The sequence below is a fragment of the Caldimonas brevitalea genome (genome assembly GCF_001017435.1).
Classification (GTDB): Bacteria; Pseudomonadota; Gammaproteobacteria; order Burkholderiales; family Burkholderiaceae_C; genus Caldimonas; species Caldimonas brevitalea.
In genome coordinates, this window is record NZ_CP011371.1 from 2,838,110 (window position 1) to 2,858,295 (window position 20,186).

Genomic DNA, 20,186 nt, shown 5'->3' on the forward strand with positions numbered 1-20,186 from the left:
GCCCTCGGAGGCGCGGCGTCAGGCAGCTGGCTTCCAGCGGTGAGGCAGCAGTTCTTCGATGCGATGGTTCGGATGTACGAGCAGCCCCTCGAGCACGTCCTTGAGGTAAAGCCACGGGTCATGCCCATGCAGTCTGGCTGACTGCACCAGACTCATCACCATGGCCGCGCGCGGGCCGGCCAGTTCGCTGCCCGCGAAGAGCCACGCCTTGCGACCCATTGCCGTTGCTGCCGCATCGGTGGACTCTCGCCGGCTACAACTGCCAATCTACGGGTGCTCGGGATTCACACGCGCTGCCAGTAAGGTAGGCGCGGCACATCAGCACCAGTTGCCGTTGCAGCTCCTGAGCTGCCGACGATGGCAAGTTTCGCTCGAATGCGTTGCGCACCGTGCCGAAGATGACGGTCAGCAAGGTGAGATTCACTCCCTTCAGGTCCTTGAACGTCACATCTGTCGCGCTTTCGAGCATTGCCATCGTTGCAGCATCGACCCGGCGTGCGAACGCGTCTATCAACGGTTGGTTGTCGAGTTCTGCAACGGAACGGTACAACGCCCGGGTCACATCCGCTTTTTCGGTTTTGGCGCGCCAATACGTCTCTACGAGCGCTTCGACCATGTCACCGATGGGTGCTCCCAGCTGGCTTGCGCAGGCGGTTTCTATCCTGTCGGCCAAAGCCTCGAGGTAACGCTCGTTAAGCGCGTAGACCAAAGACTCCTTGTGCGGAAAATATTGGTACATCGTCCCGACTGAGACGCCTGCGCGCTCGGCCACACGCGTGGTGGTGAGTCGATGAATTCCACTTGCAACCAAAAGCTGAATGGTGGCTTCGAAAATCGCGTCCAGCGTCGCTGCGGCCCGGGCCTGAAGTGGCTTCTTTCGCGGGTTGAGAGAGGGTTGGGCACGCTTGGCCAAAAGCGAATTCCAGAGGTGAAGAATGACTCATATATTAGTTCCACTTCGCCACGCAAAGGACTTCTCTCATGACTGACCAACGTATCGCCCTGGTCACCGGCGCCAACAAAGGCATTGGATTTGAAATCGCACGACAGCTCGCCCAAGCAGGCGTGCGAGTCATCCTCGGTGCAAGGGATGCCGAACGCGCCCGGGCCGCAGTGGAGGCCCTGAACGCGCATGGGCTGGCTGTCAGCGCCATCGCCCTCGACCTCAACGACCAGGCCAGCATTTCCGCTGCGGCATCCCACATCCAGTCCGAGCACGGCAAGCTGGACATCCTCGTCAACAACGCCGGCGTTTTCGAGTCTGTCGATGGGCCTCCGAGCAAGGCTTCTCTCGACGCTGTGCGCCGAGTGCTGGACACCAATTTCATCGGCACCCTGGCCGTAACGCAGTCGATGCTGCCTCTGCTGCGGATGGCGCCTTCGGCCCGCATCGTGAACGTGTCCAGTTCGCTGGGTTCGCTGACGCTCAATGGAGACCCCACCTCCAGCTACTATTCGGCTCAGTTCATCGGCTACAACGCGTCCAAGGCAGCCTTGAACATGCTCACGGTGCAGCTCAATGAGGAGTTGAAAGACACTGGCATCGTCGTCAATTCAGTCAGTCCAGGCTTTGTGAAAACGGACTTGACGGGCTACGGCACGATGACGCCGGATGAAGGCGCAAAGCTACCGGTCCAGTACGCGTTGGAAGGCAAGGAATCCGGCCTCTTCGTTGAGCCTGGCCACCTGACTCCCTGGTAACCCGAAGGCGTTAGGCAGTATCAACGCTCGGCTGACGGATGACTGCAAGCTGGGTTTGCCGGACGCTTACGGCTTGCCACCTTCCACCGCAGTAGATTCGTCGGATTGGATGCAAGCCGGTGGCGCGGACGTGCAAGCAGGCGCGCTGATCGGTCTGGTCGCCTTTGCAATCACCTTGAGGATGGTCGCGGCAAGACCGATCGAAACCACTAAACCGTGCACTGGGTAGGCGATGATCGATTCGATCATCAGCGCCATGCAGTACTGAAACTTCGAGCGCATCTTCAATCCTCTGAGCTGCTCTCTAATCTCGAGCACCTGCTCCCTGCTGGGCCACGGAGGGAACCATGTAGCGGCGCAGAACAAAACCCAAACAAGGGTGGCGATGAGTAGCACAAAGAGAATCGAAGACATCTGAACCCTTGACCCCATCCCATCTGTGATCTCCCCTCCGAGACCACTCGCCTCGTCGTGGGGAGCGGGCCGACCTTTAGGACGCTGTTCTTCAAGGGCCGATGAGTGTGGGGTGGGAGCAGGCCGCATCGATGGCGCGCAAAGAGATCGTGATCGAGGCGTTGGGCACCGAACTGTCGCGCCCGATCCATCTTTCGAGATGGATGACGGCTTGGACCTTGGCGACAGTTCACTTTTCGAACTGCTTGCCGATGAAATAAGCCGCGGCCGCAAGTGCAGCGAAGCACCCGATGATGCCGATTCGAATGATGCGCTGCGTCTTCAGGTGATCAGCCAGCATCGCCTTTGACTCGCGCTCGGCATCACCTCTGGCCTGGATGCCGTCGGGATGAAAATAGGTTCGATCGACGGTTTCGTAGGTCTCGAACTCATCACCGCGCACGCGTGCGCCCAGCCGTTTCGCGAGGTCGAGGAGGGCTTCCAGCATCCAAGGTTCCGGCCTCTCAGTCCACAGTTCTCCGTTCTCGTACCAAAGAACCAGAACCTCGTCGCCGCGCTCCTTGACGAAGGCAGCGTCCTGCTCGACGTAGCGCCAGTCGCTGCTCGATCCGGTCGCAGCGAACACTTCATCTGGGTGTAGGGGCACCTGAGCGCCATCGAGTGTCCGGAGGATCGTGATGTGGTAACTCATGGAGCGGGCCTGGGGCAGGTGATTCGCTGGCGCCGGCATTCGGCCATGTGGACTGGTCCGGGCTATCTCGCACGCTCGCCGCTTGCCGAAGCCACCGTCGGCCGCTATAGCTGACAGCAAGACGCCGGGGTGGCCCGTGTCGCCGACGCGGGCCCCTGCGCCTTGAACCGTTCAGGAAGGAGGTATGACATGCCGCGTCCCTCTCAGCTTCTGCGTTACTTGACGCTGGCCATTGCCGGGGCTGCCGCCATGCCCGCCTTCGGGGTGGACACAGCACCGGGACATCCGGGCTGGAGTGCCCGAGGGCCTCAGCCATCACAAGCGACGACCGCGGATTGGAGTCCGCTTCCGGAATGCGCGGGATTCCCGCTCGGTGAGACGTATGACTATCAGGGCCTGTCGGGTACCTACATGGCGCGCGGTGCGGGCGTTCCCGGCGAAGCGCTGCAATTGACTTTGCTGGTCACGCGCATGGATCAAGTGCCCCGGGTCGAGGGGCAGTACGGAGGCTGGTTCTCCACCGCCTCCGGCCCCGTCTGGCGAATCGGGCCTTTTTCGGGCATCTCTTCGAATCCGGCGTCTGGCAACGGCTTCTTGCTGTTCTACGCCGGCTCGGACAAACCCGAGCGCCTATACATCGTCGCCAGCGTGATCAAGCACCCGACAACAAAGCAAATCAGCGCCCTGTGCCTCTACGACAGCAGCGACTGGTGGCCCCCGGACAGCCGTCCCTTCACGATGTGGCGGGTAATGTAATCAACCTCATCGCCGCAATGTCTCAACTCCGGTCGTGCTCCTAGTTGTGTGTGTACGACGCCTCACACCGTTTGGCACTCACATTGCCATGGCAGCAGAAGTGGAGCAGGACCGCGAGTCTCAGGGCACCACCTTGGTGGTAGCAAAGCATCAGGCAGATTCCAGTTCTGCACCCCCCCGCGCTGGCTCGAGTGGTCTTCGGGCTGGCACGGCTGACGATGAACCATGCCATGTAGACGGCGATGGATGCGGCGTGCCAGTCGATCGTGTGGCGGATTGCTGCGAGCGGCTCGCTCACTGTCTCCGGCAGAAACGGGGTTGGCTTTGACTTCGCGCATCTCACGCCGGAGGGCCAAGAGATCCTGGAATACCGGTTCGTTCCGTCACCGACCGACCCCACTTAGCTACGCGCAGCGCCGTGAAGATGGTGCAACCAGCCGCTTACCACGCGTCGGCTTACGGGTGGGAGCATGCTCGCGACACTGCTGCTGCTGCTGCTGCTGCTGCTGCTGCTGCTGCTGCTGCTGGCGCTTGCTTGCATCTCTGCAATCGCCTCTCAACGGAAAGTCCGCTCGGTGCCACAACGAGTGAAATGGGAGCGTTTGGGCACTACGCCTTGACTAGACGGTCACGAAGATCCCGCAATCTCATCGCTTGAATTTTGAGCGAAACAATTGACGGCAGAGGAAGGGCGACGCGGCCGTGCCGGCACCGAGGCCGAGGGTCTGGAGCGCAGAAGGAAGCCCGGGCATGTCAGCGGCAACCGCGACGACAACTCCCCAGACTGACGAGAAGGTGAAAGTGAGGCCAATGAAGACAAGCAGCCCGAAGGGCCAATTCCTCCACGGCTTCAGCCAAAGTGACGGACCCTCCAATTGCCTGCCGAGCGGCAGTGTTCGAATCTCTCCTATCCAGAGCATTAGGACGCCACCGAGAAGCGCCAGTGGAAAGGCTCCGGCAACCTGAACCGATGAGGGGCTGGTGGGGCCGACGCCCTGCGCCAGGAGAGCGCCCCACCCGGAACAGACGAAGAACCAGAAGGCATAGAAAAGTCGAATTTACGGAGCTGACTGGCAGGACTATGAACTCCAAGTATCCCATTCACCTCTGCGGAGCCAGCCAGCAGTGTGCACGTCCGCTGGCCCATGCCTACTTCCGGACGTCTACACTGACTCGCACACATCAGGCCTCGCGCAGGCCCACACATTTCAGGAGAGTTCATGTTTGACCACGTCAAATTCGGCGTCAGCGACTATGCCGCGAGCAAAGCGTTCTTCCTCAAGGCACTCGAACCGCTCGGCATCGCGGTTGTCTCGGAGGGGCCGCCCACGTACGGCGTCGAGCTGAGCTCGAAGGGTATGGCTTCATTGTGTTTGTACCAAACCGAAGAGAAGCCGGCGCATCTTCACCTGGCGTTCACGGCCGAGAATCGACAGCAAGTCGAAGCCTTCTATCGGGCGGCGCTGGAGGCGGGCGGCAAAGACAACGGGGCGCCTGGTCTGCGCGCGCATTACCACGCGGACTACTACGCAGCTTTCGTCATCGGTCCGGACGGGCACAACATCGAAGTGGTTTGCCACGAACCCGAGGCCTGATCCTTCCATGGAGGGGGAGCAGGGCAGCGGCTCGCGTCAGAAGAGAACTCCTCGCCGTGTTGCCTGCCAAAGTAGATGTCAAATCCCGGCTCGACGCCGTGGCGTACCAACGCCCCCATCTAAGGGGGCTTGCCGTCGGGCCTGCCTGCCCAGCCGAGAGCCAGTAGCACCAAACCAGTATCTTGTACCCGGAGGATCTGAGTTCGGCGAACACTCGTCATGAAGGCTGGATCTTCTATGCAACACGTCGGTCGGTTTTCTGTAGAGTTCGGACTGCAGTGGCACGAGGATCAGCAACAGGATGGCAAGCCATCTTTGCCGTCGTCGAGTCGCTAGTGTTGGCTGACCTGTTCGTCTTTCATGACGCGGGGCACCCGATCAAGAATCGACGACCCAACGGGCCGAGCATCGGAGGTGTAATGCCCACGGCACCTGATTCCTGGGTTGGTTTCAATTGCATCTATTCCGGCCTCAGCATCCCTGTCGACCTGTCCGCTTGTTGCTGCGTAAGCGGCTAGGCATTCCACCTTGAACGGGGCGAGGTGTGGCTTCATGATGGTGTCCAACTTTCGGGGGGCAGTTCACTTTTTGGTGGACACGTGGACACAGTCTCGAACCAAGTTGCCGGCCAGCGTCGACGCCGCCGTCAGCACAGTGACGAATTCAAGGCCGAAGCGGTGGCGGTATGTGCTCAGCCCGGCGTGTCGATGGCCGCCGTGGCGCTGTCTCGTGGGATCAATGCGAACCTGATGCGCAACCGCTGCCGCAGCACCTGCGGCGTGTCGAACACCGCCACGAGCCCGAGGACACGTTCTGCCCGAACGAAGGCTGCGGCCGCCCGGTGGGGCGCATCGGCGAAGACGTGCAGCTTACTCCTTGGTTGCAGCTCACCCTGTTGAACACAGAAATCCTGATAGGCCCCGGTTGTCAGCCTCCCCTTGCGAGCTTCCCGTAGCCCGAGGGCGGCTCCCCGCGCCGCTGGGTCGGCACTTCGCCTTCCGACCCAGCACTTCGTCTTCGCCTTGCCATCGTGCGCCCGACCACGGTACGGTGAAGCATCCTCCATCGGGCCGACACCTGCTGCGCGGTCAAGTCATGAAGAAGATTTTCTCTTGCCTGTCCAGGTCCGCCGTGACGGACGCACTCCCTGGCTCCAGGCCGTCGTCCCCTGATGCACCCCGACCGGTACAACCGGGCCCGAGGTCGGAGGGCAGCAGACTCGGCTTTCTCACCGGGCTGAGCGCCGCGCCCAGACGCGCCATCGGTGCACCGCCTCCGCCCAGCACCGCCGTGCTGCCGCGAACCCACACCCCCTCGTCCTCGCCGCTGCGCGCCGATGTGCGGCTCTCCGCCTTGCCGGGACTTGCTCCCCTCCAACCTTCGCCAGCAGCCAGCGAGGCGAAGGCATCTCTGAAGCAGGTCTTCGGGGCCGGTGAAGATGGGGTCAAGCAGGTTTCCCCTGAACAGATGCGCACGCTGCATACGGGGCAGGAGTCGATTCAAATCACGAAGCGTCTGCTCCCTTATGGCTCGGGCAACCAGGAACTGGATGTGCTCCGCACCCAGGGCGAGGCCGCCCGTCGCAGCGCCGCCGTGCATGCTTTGAAAGGGCACTATACGCAGCAAGACATGAGCCACATCCGCAACAAAACGGACGTCACACCCGAAGAACAGGCCTTGCTCGAGATCAAGAACAGCGCGCGTCTCGCAGTCTCTTTCGGTGCAGGCAACTGCGGCGAACAAGCGGACGTGGCGCTCGCCGTCCTGTCCAACATGCCGCGCGATGTCCCGATCCACAAAGTGCAGTTCGAGTTCATGGACCACGCGCTCCTCATCGCGGGCGACCTCAACTCGAAGAAGAATCAGGTCGTGATCGATCCCTGGCCCACGCACGCGACCTCGCACATGATGCGCGACGGCCTGGCCGACGGCTTGCCGTACAAGCGGTTGTACACGCTCAACCCCGCTGACCCGTCCCTGTTCTCCCAGGCGCAGCTAGAGGCGTTCAGGCAGCAAGGCGTGCCGCCGGCACGAGTCGACGAGCACAATCAGGGCCGGCCGGTGGGCTCGGAACTCGTGCAGTCCCTGTTGGACAGCAACACCGTGCATTGTCAGCCGCACAGCCTCAAAAACCCGGGTCTGACCTACGAGTCGGCGGGCCAGGACGGCGAGGTGAAAAAGAAGTCCCACGAAGTGCCCCAGTCCCAGCATCAGCAATACCAGGCGAGCATGGCGGCGGGTGCCACCCGGAAGCCGGCCTTGATGCGCCCGGAGGATGACGACGCTTGACGGGAGAGCTTTCGGGCGGGGCCGAGAACCGCTGCAGCTTACGGTTCTCCGGCCGCCCCACGATGTAGTCGATGCCCTATGCGTCCAAGCGCCACCGGCGCTCAGGCCACATACCGAGTCCACATAGGACGCCGACAGCACGGCGTGCGCCATTGAGCTGAGATGCCTTTGGTCGTCGCGGTAGGCGACGACCAGGACTATTTCAACAAGGCGTTAGGCGCGCCATCTGTTCTAGGGGCGCGGCCGCAGAAACGGCACCGTGTCAGCACGTCGACGCACAACACGTTGACCATGTCGCCACGCTTGCCCGGAAGACGAACACGTGGCCAGAGTACGGGTTGTCGGCCAGTGCGGTCTGCACCAGCGGCGCCAGGCCGTCGAAGCCCTTGCGCATGTCCAGCCGCTGCGCCGCCGAGCACGGCTGCCTGGAGGTCTCCCATCACGCTGCGGACCGCGACATCCAAACCGTCGCCTCAGGAGGGCAACGGTTGCCCGCCTACTCGCACGACACCCGCGGCGAGCGCACCGCCGCGTTCTATCGTCTGGCCGACACCGCCACACATCAACAGGATGTATCCGCAGGCGAACCTCACGAATGCTCCGTTGCGCCTTGTGGTGCTGGCGGGCGCGCGGGCGCTTGACCTTGACGCAGCGTCAACCTCTACAGTCTTGCCATGAGCTCTCCACGCACTTGGTCGATCACACAAGTGGCGCGCCTTTCCGGCGTCACCAGTCGAGCCCTGCGCCACTACGAAGCACTCGGTCTGCTCAAGACCGTTCGTGCCGGGGACGGTCAGTACCGGCTGTATGACGAGCACGGCGTGCTGCGTCTGATGCGCATCCTGCTGTTGCGCGACATGGGCATCCCCCTGAGTGAAATCGGGCGCCTGCTGGACGCACAAGAACCGGATCTGCCCGCGGCGCTACGGCAGCACATGGACGAGCTCATGCTGGAACGCGCCCGTATCGAGCGCAGGCTCTCAGCGGTGCGTTGGACGCTGGATCAACTTTCAAAGGGAGAACCCCTCATGGCAGAGAACATGCTCGACGGCTTCGACCAACACCAGTACCGCAAGGAAGTGGAGCAACGCTGGGGTCCAGACGCCTGGAACCGTTCGCACCAATGGTGGAGCACGCTGACACCGACGGACGCGCAGCGCATTCGCGCGCAATGGGCCGAGATCGGGCGCGGCTATGCGGCGGCCAAAGCGGCGGGGCTCACGCCTGACCATCACGTTGCCCAGGAAGCCGCCCGCCGGCATGTCGAGCTGCTGGCCGCCATCCCGGCCACGCAGAAAGACCCGGAGGGTCAACCGGAAAGGGGCTACCTGTTGGGTTTGGCCGATCTCTACGCGAACGACAGCCGCTATGTCACGTTCACCGGCTCCAGCGATCCGGACATCGGCACCTATCTGCAGGAGGCGATGCGGCACTATCTCGGCGCGGCTGATGGCACGGCTGTTCAAGCAGTTCACCTTCCAGAGTAAGCGTCGCTGGCCGACGCCTTGATATCAGGCCGCGGGCGTCCATCCCATTGCGACGAAACGTCGATCGCCGTGTCGCAGCGATCAGGCCGGGCACGGTGTCCCGTGCCGGCCTGCGGAGTGGCGCTTATCTCGGGTAAAGCAGCAGGCCGTAGGTGCGGTACAGGTCCTGGTCCGAGTTGGTCGGCCCGCCCTGCACGGTGAGACCGCCCTGCACCTTGATCCACACCAGGTTGTTGGCCCGGTCCTGCCAGATCAGGTTGCCGGAGGAAGCCTGCATCTCGGCATAGCTGTTGGCCGGGCTGAAGCGCCGCACGATGTCGGGTCGATCGCCTGGGGCCCAGTTGCGCGGCTCCCTGCGGTTGCCCGAGGACGTGAGGTAGCCGGTGGCATTGAGCGAGCCGTCGAAGCTCACGGCCAGGATGAAGCTATCCGTCGCGCGGTAGACATTGGTGATGCTCGCCTCGAAGTAGCGCGGCAGCGGGCGCTCGGGGAAGCGCAGCACGTAGCGGCCGCCGGTGCGTGCCGCGAAGTGCCGCATGTGGCCCAAGAACGTCGAGACGTTGCCGTCAGCGATCGCCCAGGTGCCGATGGTGTTGCCCGCAGCGTCCAGCCGGGTCGCTTCGATGGGCGACATGAACATGTAGTCGCGGTTGTCGAAGTCGGTGTTGTAGTTCTCCACCCCGTAGAACTCGCCATTGCAGCTGACGCTGTTGCGGCCGGCCGGCGCCACCGGCTGGCAATTGGCGCCCGTGGTGAGGAAGGGCACGTCGACGACCCAATAGTTGCCCCTGGGACCCCAGTAGCCGTGCGGGTCCCACAAGGCGCCGGCCAAGGTCCAATGGCGCCGGTTCAAAGGCTGGCCGTCCAGGTGGGGCGGCAGCGTGCGGTAGCCCGCGGAGCTGTTGATCAGGCGGTTGTTGGGGTTGCGCACCGGGCCCTTGTCGACGGCCGTGATGTAGTAGTCGTCCGTCTTGAACACGCCGCTGGGCCGGCCGTCAGCGAAGGGGAAGTTGACCACCGTGTTGCTGAACAGGTTCAGGGTCGAGTGATAACTGGCGAACGCGGCGGACGGATCATTCGACGGGTAGGGCGTCGGGTTGTTCAGGCTGGTGCCGACGACCAGGGCACGTGTCAGGTTGCCGTTCTGCACGGCGCCGGAGAAGTGGATGCCGGCGTTGTCGGCCGTGACCCATTCCACGTACTGTGGGCCGCGTGCGCGGTTGCGGTAGGCGCCGCCGTTGTTCTTGTACGAGGTGATGCGCTTGAGCGTGAACTGCAGTTCGGGCCCACCGTCGGTGCCGGTGGACGTGGGGATGTAGTAGTTGGGCTGCACGTTGCCGGCGGCATCGATGGGGGCGTGTTCGAGCAGGATGCCCGAGGCACGCGCGCTGTGCCCGGTGTTGTTTTCGAACACGCCGTGCGCCATGCGGTCCGGCCGCAGTGGCACGCTGGCCGAGAGCCCCAGCGGGCGGGGCGGGAAGGCCATCCACAAGCCGGTGCCCTCGGCATCGCCCGCCAGGTTGTTGCGCACGATGTTGTCCGGGTTGGTCAGCCAGAAGCCGGAGGGACCGCCCTCGTGGACCACACCCTCGTGCACCTGCAGACGGCGCGCGGCAGGCGGCGCGCGCATCTTCAGCGCCAGGTTGCCGTCGAACACATTGCGGCGCTCCACCGCGTCTTCGAGGAAGTAGGCGTGGCCGGCGATGTCCTGGCAGATGTTGTTGAGCACCTGCACGCCGTTGGTGCCGTGGATCACGATGCAACGCTGCGAGGAGTTCCAGATGCTGCTGTTTCGGATCACGTGGCCGAGGGCGTCTCCCAGCACCTGGCCCTGCGTGTTGTAGCTCAGCATGTGCCAGTGGAAGGGGTAGCGCCCGAGCGCTCCGGCCTGGCCCGCGCGGCGGATTTCGACGCCGTCGACCACCACCTTGGAGGCCAGGTTCATGATCATCACGTGCACGCCATAACCGCTGTTGCGCCAGGCCTCGTCGTCGGGAGCCTGGATGACGATGTTGCGGCTGAGGTTGCCCACCGCGGCGCGCTCGTCCAGCTCGGTCGGCGCCGGAGTGGCCGGCGGAACGTAGCCGGGATCTTCCGTCAGGCTCATGCCGTTGTGGGTGATGTACTGCAGCTTGCCCCAGCGGGACTTGGCTAGCGGCGTGCTCAGGCTCAGCTGGGTGCCGGTGGCGCCGGACAGGGTCAGGCGCTCGGTCTCCGTCTGGCCGTAGAAGTCGGTCGGTGCAATGGCGATGGTGTCGCCCGAACGCCAGCCCGTGGTGCTGTCCTTCAGCCGCAGGGTGGTGGCGCCGGCGGTGGCGTGGTCGCCCAGCTTGGTCCACACCGGCTGAGGCACGGCGCCATAGATTTCCAGCCGGCCGCCGCTCACGTTCAGTCCGCGCGAGACGCCGTCGTTGGGGGTGCGGGGTGCGCCGGTCAGCGTGATGGTGGCCCGTTGGGTGTAGGGCGCAGCGGCCGTGCCGATCTCCAGCGCGCCGGTGACGTCGATGGACGCGGCCGTCAGCGCGACGTTTTGGCGTGCGAAGCGCAGGGTGCCGTCGATTTGCAGATGACCCAGCGGCGGGGTGTTGGCGTCCAGCGTGATGACCTTGCCGGCCGGGATCACCACCGTGGCACCGGCCGGGGGCAGGGTGCCGCCCCAGGTGCTGGGCGCGGACCAGAGCTGAGAGCCGTCGCTACCGGGTGGCGTGGGAGCGGGTGCAGGTGTGGGTGCAGGTGTGGGTGCAGGTGTGGGCGCCGGGGCGGGTGTCGGCCCTTCCACCCGGACTTGACACTGCTTGAAGGTCCCTACCAGCGGGTCGCGGCCGAAGAAGGGGGTGGTGCACCACCCGTCGCCGGAAACCGTCTTCTCGATCCAGGTCGAGCCCGCGCCATAGCGAACCACCCGGCTGCCTTGCACGGCGAAGCGGTCCTGTTCGTTGGCGATCTTGACCCAGCTTCCCGGCGCAGGGGTCGGCGCAGGGGCTGGGGCCGGGGTCGGCGCAGGGGCTGCTTGCTGGACCTGACACTGCTTGACGGTCCCTGCCAGCGGGTCGCGGCCGAAGAAGGGGTTGGTGCACCATCCGTCGCCAGAAACCGTCTTCTCGATCCAAGTCGAGCCCGCGCCGTAGCGAACCACCCGGCTACCTTGTATGACGAAGCGGTCCTGTTCGTTGGCGATCTTGACCCAGCCTCCCGACACGGGTGTCGCTGCCAATGCCTCAGTCGACTCTTCCGCTGAGGTCGCTGTTGACGTTTGCGTTGTCTCTGCCATCGCCGCCGAGTCACTGGGCTGGCCGTCCTTGTTGCCGCCGCCGCAGCCCGTCAAGGCAGTCGCCATGAACAGGGCCGTCAAGGTGGCGGAAATCGGGGACAACTGGGGCGGGGTGTCCGCTGGGGTCATAAGGCCTCCCTCTCCACGAGGTGTTGTAAGTGGTGCGACATCGCCGGCTCGTCCAGCCCGTGGCTTGGAGGTCATGGCATGTGTGAAATACGTACTTGCCGCTTTGTGGATGCGATTGCACTGGCACGGCCCGATAGGGTCAATGGGACCCGACGCAACTCCAAGTAACGGCTGCCGTTGGCACGCGCCGTGATTGCTGCGCCGCCATAAGCCATGTCCTGGGGCCGCCAACCACACCAGCCAGCAAGCATTCACAAGCCCAGGCGTTGTCAGTGCTCGCTTAGCTTCGGCGGGTTCGCTGGGACAGGGCCACGCGGCCCGCGTGTTTAGTTACGGCTTGGCCGCCCCGGGCGTGAACTCGGGATTGCTGACGCACGGTCAACGGAGAACCAGGCGGACTTGCAGCTCATGGCCGCTCCTGAAATGCCTGCCGCATCTACGTTTCGAGGGCAGCGGTTGGGAAAGCGACGAGCTGCAGGCGCAGACAAGGCAGCGACGAACGGTGTGATCGAGGCGGCAGGGCCTGGGCGTCGTGGCGGATCGGATCATGCCGCCATCCCAACGATGGAGATTCGCATGAACGACGTCACCGTGATCGGCCTGGGCGCGATGGGCGAGACCCTCGCGCGGCTCCAGCTCCAGCAAGGGCACCAGGTCACCGTTTGGAACCGCACTGCGGCCAAGGCCGGCGCGCGCTCCGCGCAAGGGGCGCAGGTCGCCGCAAGCGCGGCAGAGGCTTCACTGCCAGTCCCGTCGTGCTGATGTGCGTCTACGACCACCTGGCGGTCAACGGCATCCTGGAGCAGCCCGGGGGTGGCGGCAGCGGCGCAGGGCAGGACGCTGGTGCAGCTGACCACCGGGCGCATCTCGGTGGCCGCGACAAAACAGCGCATCCAGGCATTCTCCCGGGCTCAGGGGCTCAACACCGAGCTGTCGGGCCTGCTCGTGTCATGGCTGCAGCGGGCCGAAGCCGCGGGACTGGCGGGCGAGGAGCCGGCCGCGGTGGTCAAAGTGCTTCGGCGGCCGTCCGGTCCGCAATGAACTCAGCTCCATAGAGGGGCGCAGCGCGGCAAAGGGGGCGCCAGCACTGCGGACGGTCAGAAGCGCAGCGGCGGCAGCGTGACCCGCGGCCTCGCTCAAGCTACAACCGGGCCTCCAGTGCGCGCATACGGACCGTCGGTGCGAATTGGCTGTTCGCCGGCAGCTTGCGCGCGGGCAAGCGAGCTGCTGCCGGCATGAGCTTGATCCAGTCGGCCAAGCTCAATGACATCGATCCGTGGCACTACCTGCGCGACGTGATGGAGCGCTTGCCCACCAACGAGGAAGATCCGCCGCGGCAAGTCAGCCAAGCATGGACTCATAAACCTTAGCCACGGCATCCGATGCATCTTGGGCTTGGTCTTATCGCATGTTCAGCGGGACTCTGTGGTGCATCGCGTCATTCTTGCTTATCAAGTTGAACAGTACTTCCCGATGACGCCTTCACCTGTGTTCGGCGGACGCTTACGGATCTTCTATGCAACACGTCGGTCGCTTTTCTGTAGAGTTCGGACTCCAGAGGCACGAGGATCAGCAGCAGGAAGCTCTGTCAGAAGTTGTCTAGCATGACGGCACAAGTACCAGATCACCTTTGTCACGAGAATCAGGAGTACCGGATATGCGCCCGCAGCGGGGATAGCCCGCTCTTCGACCCGTTGATTTACGGCCTGAACCCTGCGGCACCCTCGACAGCAAGCTACCGGGGTTGGCAAGCCATGTTTGCCGTCATCGAGTCGCTAGTGTTGGCTGACCTGCTCGTATTTCATGACGCGGGGCACCCGATCAAGAATCAACGACCCAACGGGCCGAGCATCGGAGGCGTCATGCCGACGGCGCCTGATTCCTGGGTTGGTTTTAATTGCGTCTATTCCGGCCTCAGCATCCCTATCGAGTTTACCGGCGGGCTAGTGGTTAGCCGAGATTTGGTCAGGGGACTGGCCAGCAACTCGTTGTCTCGACCGTTTTGGGCGTTCGAGCAGGTGAAGGAACTCTTGTTTGAGCACGGGGTACTAGTGGCTGCCCAAGACCTATCTCACGTTGCAGCAACCGTACGCAAGGAGCACCTCGTCCAAGGCATTCTAGGTCGCGCCGCGTTCACCGAGGATGAGGCAACGAGAGCGCAGATCGAGGGCGAATTCTCGGCCCACTACGACTACCTGCTCTGAGCATTGCGAGCGCGCCCGCCCATGCGGCTCGTCGCTCGCGAGCGGCCAACAATAGGATGATGAGTTCAGAAGCTATCGACATGAAGGTCGCAGTTGCGATGCGTCCCTCCAAGGGCTGGGGGGTACCGGTGCCGCGATTGCCTATCGTCGTGTCCCTGCAATCGGATGAGGGAATCGAGTTGCAGGGGGAGCCCGTGGTGAACGGTGGTTTGCTGGTGTCACGGGATGACCGGTCACTTGTGTTCGGGGGGGCGGCGTGCATTACTCGCTTCCCCGGTCATCCTATTCCGATCTCCGCTACGTCTCCCTGGCATACCGTGGTTGACGTTCTATCCGACGCCGAAGACGAAGATCCGCCTCCGGGGAAGTACGAGCTCAGCGTGAGCGTGTCCTTCTTTCGCACAAACGGGGAAGGACGGATCATTTCTCAGTGTCTGATGCACAAGATGGTTGTGGAACTAGACAGCAATGGTTGGCATGTCGTTCGAGATGAGATGTCGACACCCACACGCTAGTCGCCTGTCATCCTGATCGGAAGTCGCTCCGTGTGCCGCGAACGGGGCACATCCCGCCCCGCAGGGTTATCCCGTAGAACCTCCGCACTCCAGGCGGCACAGTTCGCAGCCGGCGTTGCGACTTCAGAAACAAAGGCACACAAATAGACGACTTGTCCTTGACGGTGACCGTCTCATTTGTTTCGTTTGGAAGCAAGTCCGCCTTTTGCCGGCATTTCGACTGCCATTTTTGTGATTTTGTGAAAGTAAATGTTCGATTTTTGCGGAACTCGCACGAACTGAAAGTCAGCTGAATTCGGCTTGTACGAAGGCCTCGGTGGGCTGTCCTACAGAGACAAAAAGGCCGCTCAGCCCATCGATCCTCGCCCGCGGCTCGCATCGGTTTTGTCCCGCCGTGGCATGCCCTTTGCTCAAAGACCCTCCAACTTGAAGGGAGTGGTCATGTCACTGGGCCTGTCGAATGTCGGCCATCGCGCCGGCCCCCTGTCGCGGCGTCGCGATCGGGCGGTTGCCGGTGGCGCTTGGTACAGCCGCCAGGAAGCCATCATGGGCACGCCCGTGCGGGTCGAGCTGTGGAGCGAGACCCGGGCCGCAGCCGAAGCGGCGATGGCGGCCGTGATGGCCGAGATGCACCGCATCGACCGCGCCATGAGCCCGCACAAGGCCGACTCCGAGCTGTCGCGCCTCAACCGCGACGCGGCGAACGGACCAGTGCCCGTCAGCGATGAGCTGTACGAACTGATCGCGCGCTCGATGGCCTTCTCCGAACTCTCCGGCGGCGCCTTCGACATCACCTACGCGGCCGTGGGCCACCTGTACGACTACCGACGCCGGGTCAGGCCCACCGAGGAAGCCGTCGAGCAGGCGCGCGCCGCCGTCGGCTATCGCCATCTCCTCCTCGACCCTCACAGCCGCAGCGTGCGTTTCGCGCGTGCCGGCGTGCGCATCGATCTCGGCGGTTTTGCGAAGGGCCATGCGGTCGACAAAAGCATCGCCATCCTCAAGGCCGCCGGTATCCGCCATGCCATGGTCTCCGCCGGCGGCGATAGCCACGTGTTGGGCGATCGCCGCGGGCGGCCTTGGACGATCGCGGTGCGCGATCCCCGGCGGCCCGGCGAGGTGGTGGCGGTGCTGCCGCTGGAGGACGTCTCCATCTCGACCTCGGGCGACTACGAGCGCTTTTTCGAGCACGGCCAGGTGCGCTTCCACCATCTCATCGACCCACGCACCGGCAGGTCGCCCAGCAGCGTGCGCAGCGTCACCATCCTCGCGCCCGACGGGCTCACCAGCGAAGGCCTGTCGAAGAGCGTGTTCATGCTCGGGGTCGAGCAGGGGCTGCAGCTGGTCGAGTCCATGCCCGGCGTGGATGCCGTGGTGGTCGATGCCGACGGCGTGCTGCACAGCTCGTCGGGTTTGCTGCCAGGAGGCGGCACCCCCCAACCGTGATGCATGTGTTCCCGCATCGAAACCAAGCAATAAGAAAGTCTTCAGGAGAGGCACGATGGACACGACGCAATCGAGAACAAAAAGAAGAGGCGGGCTCGCTTTCGCTTCCGCGGCCGCGGCCGCGGCACTGAGCCTGTGGCTGGCCGCCTGCGGCAGCGGCGGCGACAGTGGCGCCGACTCGGGCACCGTGGAGGGCGACGTCGCGATCGCCTATGTGATGCGGCCCAGCACGGTCAACATGAACCCCACCAACGGCGCGCCGAGCGCGGCCGGCGGTGACTTGTTCATCCGCGAGAAATCGTCCCCCAGCGCGCCCGAGCACAACCTCACGCGGCGCTTCACGCAAGGGGTCGGCGACGCGTCGGACCCGGAGGTCTCCTACGACGGCAAGAAGATCGTGTTCGCGATGCGCTGCCCGGCCGCGAACACCGCCACCGTCGACGGCCGTCCCGCCTGCACCGGCCGCTGGAACATCTGGGAATACGACATGAGCAGCGGCGGGCTCACCAACGGCAGCTTCCGGCGCCTGACCAGCTCCATCGAAGACGACGACGTCGACCCCGCCTACCTGCCAGCCGGGCGCGGCTTCGTGTTCTCGTCCAACCGCCAGGCCAAGTCGAAGGTCAACCAGGCCCTGGGCCGCAGCTACTACGCGCTCGACGAATACGAGCGCGAGCGGGTGTTCAACCTGCACACGATGGACACCAAGGGCGGCAACGTCCAACAGATCTCCTTCAACCAGAGCCACGACCGCAACCCGGTGGTGCGCCCCAACGGCGACATCATGTTCTCGCGCTGGGAACACCTGGGCGACCGCAACCGCTTCGCGATCTTCCGCACCAAGCCCGACGGCACCGACATGTTCGTGCTGTACGGCGCCCACAGCCCGGGCAACAGCTTCCTGCACCCGCGCGACATGGCGCCCACCGGCCGCTACGCCGGCTTCGTCTCGTCGTCGTTGATGCCGCTGTCGGGCACTGACGAAGGCGGCGCGCTGATGTTCATCGACATCAAGAACTACTCCGAGCAGAACACGCCGGCCAACCGCACCGTGCCGACCGCGGGCGGGCAGCGCGAGCTGACCGAACGCAGCCTGAACATGGACGAAGGCCTGTCGCTCTACGGGCGGGTCAGCGCGCCGTATCCGCTGTGGGACGGCACCGACCGCGTGCTGGTGGCCTACCGTCCTTGCGAGGTCATGCGCGAGGGCAAGGTGGTGCCCTGCGCCACGCTGACGCCCGCCGAGGCCGAACGCCTGGGCAACCGCGACCGTTCCGAGGCCGAGGAGGCGGCCGACACGGTGCAGGACAACGTGCCGCCGAACTACGCCATCTACATGTTCAACCCGGCCAAGCAGACCTGGCTGCCGGTGGCGTCGCCTCCGCAGGGCTTCATGTACACCGACCCGGTCGCGCTGCAACCCCGGCCCGAGCCCAACGCCACCCCGCCGACCAACGTCGACCCCGCGCTGGCCGCCGACAACATGGCCCTGATCGAGGTGCGCAGTGTCTATGACACCGACGGCCTCCAACGGATGGGCGAGCAGATGCTGACCGCGGCGGACCTTCCGACCGGCTGCACACAAGGCATCGCGCTGACCAACCCCACCGAGCCCAACGACACCCGGGCACAGGTGCCCGACCTGCTGCGCATCAAAGACCCGGCGCAACCGGCTTATCACTGTGCCCCGGCGCGCTTCGTGCGGGCCACCCGTGCCGTGCCGCCGCCGGCCACGACGATGGGCTTGCGCTCGGCCATCGGTGAAACCGAGTTCGAGCAGCAGCAGATCCTCGGCTATGCGCCGATCGAGCCCGACGGCTCCTTCAAGCTGCACGTACCGGCCGACGTGCCGCTGGCCCTGTCCATCGTCGATGCCAAGGGCCGTGCCTTCCAGACCCACGCCAACTGGATCCAGGTCCGCCCCGGCGAACGGCGCACCTGCGACGGCTGCCACAGCCCGCGCCGCGGCGGTGCCTTGAACTCGGGCGCCGTCGTCGACACGGTGCCGGCTGCGTTGCGCCCCGCAATGGCCAGCGCGCATCTGGCAGGTGAGACCATGGCGTCCACCCGCACCCGGCTCGACCCCGCGGCCCTGCGGTTGTTGGCTGACCTGTCGTACACCGACGTGTGGGCCGACACCAGCAAGGCCGGCGTGACCGCGCGCCCCTCGATCACCATCCGGTATACCGGCAACGCCAATCCCGCGGACGACCTGGCCACGCCGGCACCGACCAACGGGGTCATCAACTATCCCGACCACATCCAGCCGCTGTGGACCCGCGACCGCGGCGCCAACACCTGCGTCAACTGCCACGCCGACACCGCCAAGCTCGACTTGCGCGCCACCCTCGGCGGCACCGGCCGGCTCACGTCCTATGAAGAGCTGCTGATCGGCGACCCGCTGATCGAAAACGGCGTCCCCGTCACGCGGGTCCGCGAAGGGGTGCCGATGGTCGAGCGCGGCGCGCCGCTGGTCGAGGCGAGCTCCGGCGCCGCCAACAGCGCCGGCATCGCGCGCAAGAGCCGGCTCGGCGAAATCCTGTTCGGCGATGTCTTGCTGGCCGGCGAAGCGGCCCGCACCGCACACCCGAATCCCCCCGCCGGCGCGCCCAACCACGCCACCCTGCTCAACGCCGCCGAGAAGCGCCTGGCGGCCGAATGGATGGACCTGGGCGGCCAGTACTACAACGATCCGTTCAACGGCGCCAGCGGCGTGCGCACCGTCACCACGCTGAGCCAGAGCAGCTTCGAAGCGCGGGTCTTGCCGGTGCTGCGCAGCACTTGCATGGGCTGCCACCGCCCCGACAGCGGCTCCAACTTCCGCGGCAACCGCTTCGTGCTCACCGGCGATGCCGACGGCGATTACAACGTCACGCTGACGATGGTCTCCAACACCTGCAACGCGTCTGCCAACGCGCTGCTGGCCCGGCCGTCGACCGCGCCGCATCCGTCCGGCGCGACGGGCCAGACCACCGCGGTCTTGCCGGTCGGCAGCGCGGGCTACACCGCCATCGCCAACTGGATCGCCACGGGGTGTCCCAACCCATGATCATGCTGCAGCAAGCCCGGCGCCTCTTGAGCACCCGGTGGCGCACCGGCGGGTGCCTCGCCTTCCTCGCGCTGACAGCGTGCGGGGGAGGGGGCTCCAATCCGCTCGACAACCCGCCCAACGTCAGCAACCCGCGCGGCACCGTTGGCCAGAAGTTGTCGTACGTCTACTTCCAGAAGTGCATCAACCCAATCTTTCTGAAGCAGCTGCCGGTGCATCAGAACGGCACGGTGTCGAACAACACCTGCGCCGGCTCGGGGTGCCATGACAACACCAGCGGCACCGGCGGCGCGTTCCGCATCGTCTCGGGTGCGCAGTCGGTGGACCTGGGCAGCCCGGCGAACACGCCCGACGTGGTGCGTGAGACCGACATGTACAAGAACTTCTATTCGGCGCAGGGCGAGGTGGTGTTCGGCGCGCCGATGGAGAGCCGGCTGCTGACCAAACCGATGGTGCTCAACGTGCTGCACGGCGGTGGCCTGGTGTTCGAAAACGCCGACGACCCGAACGTGAAGCTGATCGAGTACTGGATCAACCATCCGATGCCGGAGGGCCAGGACGAGTTCAGCAGCGCCGGCCACAACATGTTCACGCCGGCCGACCCCGAGACCGGATCCTGCAATATCGAGTGAGGGGTCT

18 protein-coding genes and 2 pseudogenes are annotated in these 20,186 nt (G+C 64.6%); 14 read left to right on the forward strand and 6 right to left on the reverse strand.

Annotated features, from left to right (window positions below; translation table 11 throughout):
• Positions 1–18: 18 nt before the first annotated feature.
• Positions 19–222 (reverse strand): annotated as a pseudogene (locus tag AAW51_RS12575) (transposase domain-containing protein); the annotation flags it as partial.
• A 31-nt stretch (positions 223–253) separates the two neighbouring features.
• Positions 254–913: a TetR/AcrR family transcriptional regulator gene (locus tag AAW51_RS12580; protein ID WP_047194890.1), complete on the reverse strand. Its 660-nt coding sequence runs from the start codon at positions 911–913 to the stop codon at positions 254–256.
• Between the two features lie 68 nt (positions 914–981).
• On the opposite strand from AAW51_RS12580, the gene AAW51_RS12585 reads away from it, so the two are divergent.
• Entirely contained in the window at positions 982–1,701 is a 720-nt protein-coding gene (locus AAW51_RS12585; protein WP_047194891.1) for an SDR family oxidoreductase, read from the forward strand.
• 66 nt (positions 1,702–1,767) lie between these two features.
• Here AAW51_RS12585 and AAW51_RS12590 read toward each other — a convergent pair whose 3' ends face one another.
• Both AAW51_RS12590 and AAW51_RS12595 read right to left on the reverse strand, forming a co-directional pair.
• On the reverse strand, positions 1,768–2,115 hold the full coding sequence (locus tag AAW51_RS12590; protein WP_157359828.1) for a hypothetical protein: 348 nt from the start codon (positions 2,113–2,115) through the stop codon (positions 1,768–1,770).
• A gap of 229 nt (positions 2,116–2,344) precedes the next feature.
• Positions 2,345–2,806 (reverse strand): hypothetical protein, encoded by a 462-nt coding sequence (locus AAW51_RS12595; RefSeq protein ID WP_157359830.1) that lies wholly within the window; start codon positions 2,804–2,806, stop codon positions 2,345–2,347.
• 189 nt (positions 2,807–2,995) lie between these two features.
• On the opposite strand from AAW51_RS12595, the gene AAW51_RS12600 reads away from it, so the two are divergent.
• From AAW51_RS12600 to AAW51_RS12610, 5 genes are all read left to right on the forward strand, one after another.
• Positions 2,996–3,562, forward strand: a complete 567-nt coding sequence (locus tag AAW51_RS12600) for a hypothetical protein (protein ID WP_047194893.1) — start codon at positions 2,996–2,998, stop codon at positions 3,560–3,562.
• Between the two features lie 470 nt (positions 3,563–4,032).
• Positions 4,033–4,182: a hypothetical protein gene (locus tag AAW51_RS29915; protein WP_157359832.1), complete on the forward strand. Its 150-nt coding sequence runs from the start codon at positions 4,033–4,035 to the stop codon at positions 4,180–4,182.
• Positions 4,183–4,782: 600 nt separating this feature from the next.
• On the forward strand, positions 4,783–5,157 hold the full coding sequence (locus tag AAW51_RS12605; protein ID WP_047194894.1) for a VOC family protein: 375 nt from the start codon (positions 4,783–4,785) through the stop codon (positions 5,155–5,157).
• A gap of 677 nt (positions 5,158–5,834) precedes the next feature.
• Positions 5,835–6,056 (forward strand): hypothetical protein, encoded by a 222-nt coding sequence (locus AAW51_RS31345; protein WP_417903618.1) that lies wholly within the window; start codon positions 5,835–5,837, stop codon positions 6,054–6,056.
• Positions 6,057–6,447: 391 nt separating this feature from the next.
• The gene (locus AAW51_RS12610) at positions 6,448–7,446 is read left to right on the forward strand and encodes a hypothetical protein (protein ID WP_157359834.1); all 999 of its coding nucleotides are present in this window, start codon (positions 6,448–6,450) and stop codon (positions 7,444–7,446) included.
• A 262-nt stretch (positions 7,447–7,708) separates the two neighbouring features.
• Here the strand turns inward: AAW51_RS12610 and tnpB are convergent, their stop codons facing one another.
• Complete coding sequence (gene tnpB / locus AAW51_RS30755; RefSeq protein ID WP_083438254.1) at positions 7,709–7,840, reverse strand: IS66 family insertion sequence element accessory protein TnpB; 132 nt, start codon at positions 7,838–7,840, stop codon at positions 7,709–7,711.
• Between the two features lie 280 nt (positions 7,841–8,120).
• Between tnpB and AAW51_RS12615 the strand changes: the two genes are divergently transcribed.
• Entirely contained in the window at positions 8,121–8,933 is an 813-nt protein-coding gene (locus AAW51_RS12615) for a MerR family transcriptional regulator (RefSeq protein WP_047194896.1), read from the forward strand.
• A gap of 124 nt (positions 8,934–9,057) precedes the next feature.
• Here the strand turns inward: AAW51_RS12615 and AAW51_RS12620 are convergent, their stop codons facing one another.
• Positions 9,058–12,147, reverse strand: coding sequence for a G8 domain-containing protein (locus AAW51_RS12620; protein WP_169788018.1), 3,090 nt, complete (start codon positions 12,145–12,147; stop codon positions 9,058–9,060).
• Positions 12,148–12,909: 762 nt separating this feature from the next.
• Between AAW51_RS12620 and AAW51_RS29920 the strand changes: the two genes are divergently transcribed.
• The 7 genes and pseudogenes from AAW51_RS29920 to AAW51_RS12650 all read left to right on the forward strand — a co-directional run bounded on the left by AAW51_RS29920 (position 12,910) and on the right by AAW51_RS12650 (position 20,179).
• Positions 12,910–13,095 carry an NAD(P)-binding domain-containing protein gene (locus AAW51_RS29920; protein WP_047194897.1) on the forward strand — a complete coding sequence of 62 codons (186 nt, stop codon included), beginning with the start codon at positions 12,910–12,912 and terminating at the stop codon, positions 13,093–13,095.
• Positions 13,096–13,176: 81 nt separating this feature from the next.
• Positions 13,177–13,374: a hypothetical protein gene (locus AAW51_RS12630; RefSeq protein ID WP_157359836.1), complete on the forward strand. Its 198-nt coding sequence runs from the start codon at positions 13,177–13,179 to the stop codon at positions 13,372–13,374.
• Between the two features lie 143 nt (positions 13,375–13,517).
• Positions 13,518–13,703 (forward strand): annotated as a pseudogene (locus AAW51_RS29120) (transposase domain-containing protein); the annotation flags it as partial.
• Positions 13,704–13,937: 234 nt separating this feature from the next.
• Entirely contained in the window at positions 13,938–14,537 is a 600-nt protein-coding gene (locus tag AAW51_RS12635) for a hypothetical protein (protein ID WP_157359838.1), read from the forward strand.
• A 956-nt stretch (positions 14,538–15,493) separates the two neighbouring features.
• The gene (locus AAW51_RS12640) at positions 15,494–16,498 is read left to right on the forward strand and encodes an FAD:protein FMN transferase (protein WP_047194900.1); all 1,005 of its coding nucleotides are present in this window, start codon (positions 15,494–15,496) and stop codon (positions 16,496–16,498) included.
• 55 nt (positions 16,499–16,553) lie between these two features.
• On the forward strand, positions 16,554–19,547 hold the full coding sequence (locus AAW51_RS12645) for an HzsA-related protein (protein ID WP_047194901.1): 2,994 nt from the start codon (positions 16,554–16,556) through the stop codon (positions 19,545–19,547).
• The gene (locus tag AAW51_RS12650) at positions 19,532–20,179 is read left to right on the forward strand and encodes a hypothetical protein (protein WP_157359840.1); all 648 of its coding nucleotides are present in this window, start codon (positions 19,532–19,534) and stop codon (positions 20,177–20,179) included. The genes AAW51_RS12645 and AAW51_RS12650 overlap by 16 nt, the downstream gene beginning before the upstream one ends.
• Positions 20,180–20,186 lie beyond the last annotated feature (7 nt).

Coding starts and splice junctions, on each gene's coding strand:
- AAW51_RS12640 (WP_047194900.1), top strand. CDS start 15,494: ATGTCACTGGGCCTGTCGAATGTCGGCCATCGCGCCGGCCCCCTGTCG.
- AAW51_RS12635 (WP_157359838.1), top strand. CDS start 13,938: ATGACGGCACAAGTACCAGATCACCTTTGTCACGAGAATCAGGAGTAC.
- AAW51_RS12615 (WP_047194896.1), top strand. CDS start 8,121: ATGAGCTCTCCACGCACTTGGTCGATCACACAAGTGGCGCGCCTTTCC.
- AAW51_RS12590 (WP_157359828.1), bottom strand. CDS start 2,115: ATGTCTTCGATTCTCTTTGTGCTACTCATCGCCACCCTTGTTTGGGTT.
- tnpB (WP_083438254.1), bottom strand. CDS start 7,840: ATGCGCAAGGGCTTCGACGGCCTGGCGCCGCTGGTGCAGACCGCACTG.
- AAW51_RS12600 (WP_047194893.1), top strand. CDS start 2,996: ATGCCGCGTCCCTCTCAGCTTCTGCGTTACTTGACGCTGGCCATTGCC.
- AAW51_RS12645 (WP_047194901.1), top strand. CDS start 16,554: ATGGACACGACGCAATCGAGAACAAAAAGAAGAGGCGGGCTCGCTTTC.
- AAW51_RS29915 (WP_157359832.1), top strand. CDS start 4,033: ATGCTCGCGACACTGCTGCTGCTGCTGCTGCTGCTGCTGCTGCTGCTG.
- AAW51_RS12605 (WP_047194894.1), top strand. CDS start 4,783: ATGTTTGACCACGTCAAATTCGGCGTCAGCGACTATGCCGCGAGCAAA.
- AAW51_RS12585 (WP_047194891.1), top strand. CDS start 982: ATGACTGACCAACGTATCGCCCTGGTCACCGGCGCCAACAAAGGCATT.
- AAW51_RS12595 (WP_157359830.1), bottom strand. CDS start 2,806: ATGAGTTACCACATCACGATCCTCCGGACACTCGATGGCGCTCAGGTG.
- AAW51_RS29920 (WP_047194897.1), top strand. CDS start 12,910: ATGAACGACGTCACCGTGATCGGCCTGGGCGCGATGGGCGAGACCCTC.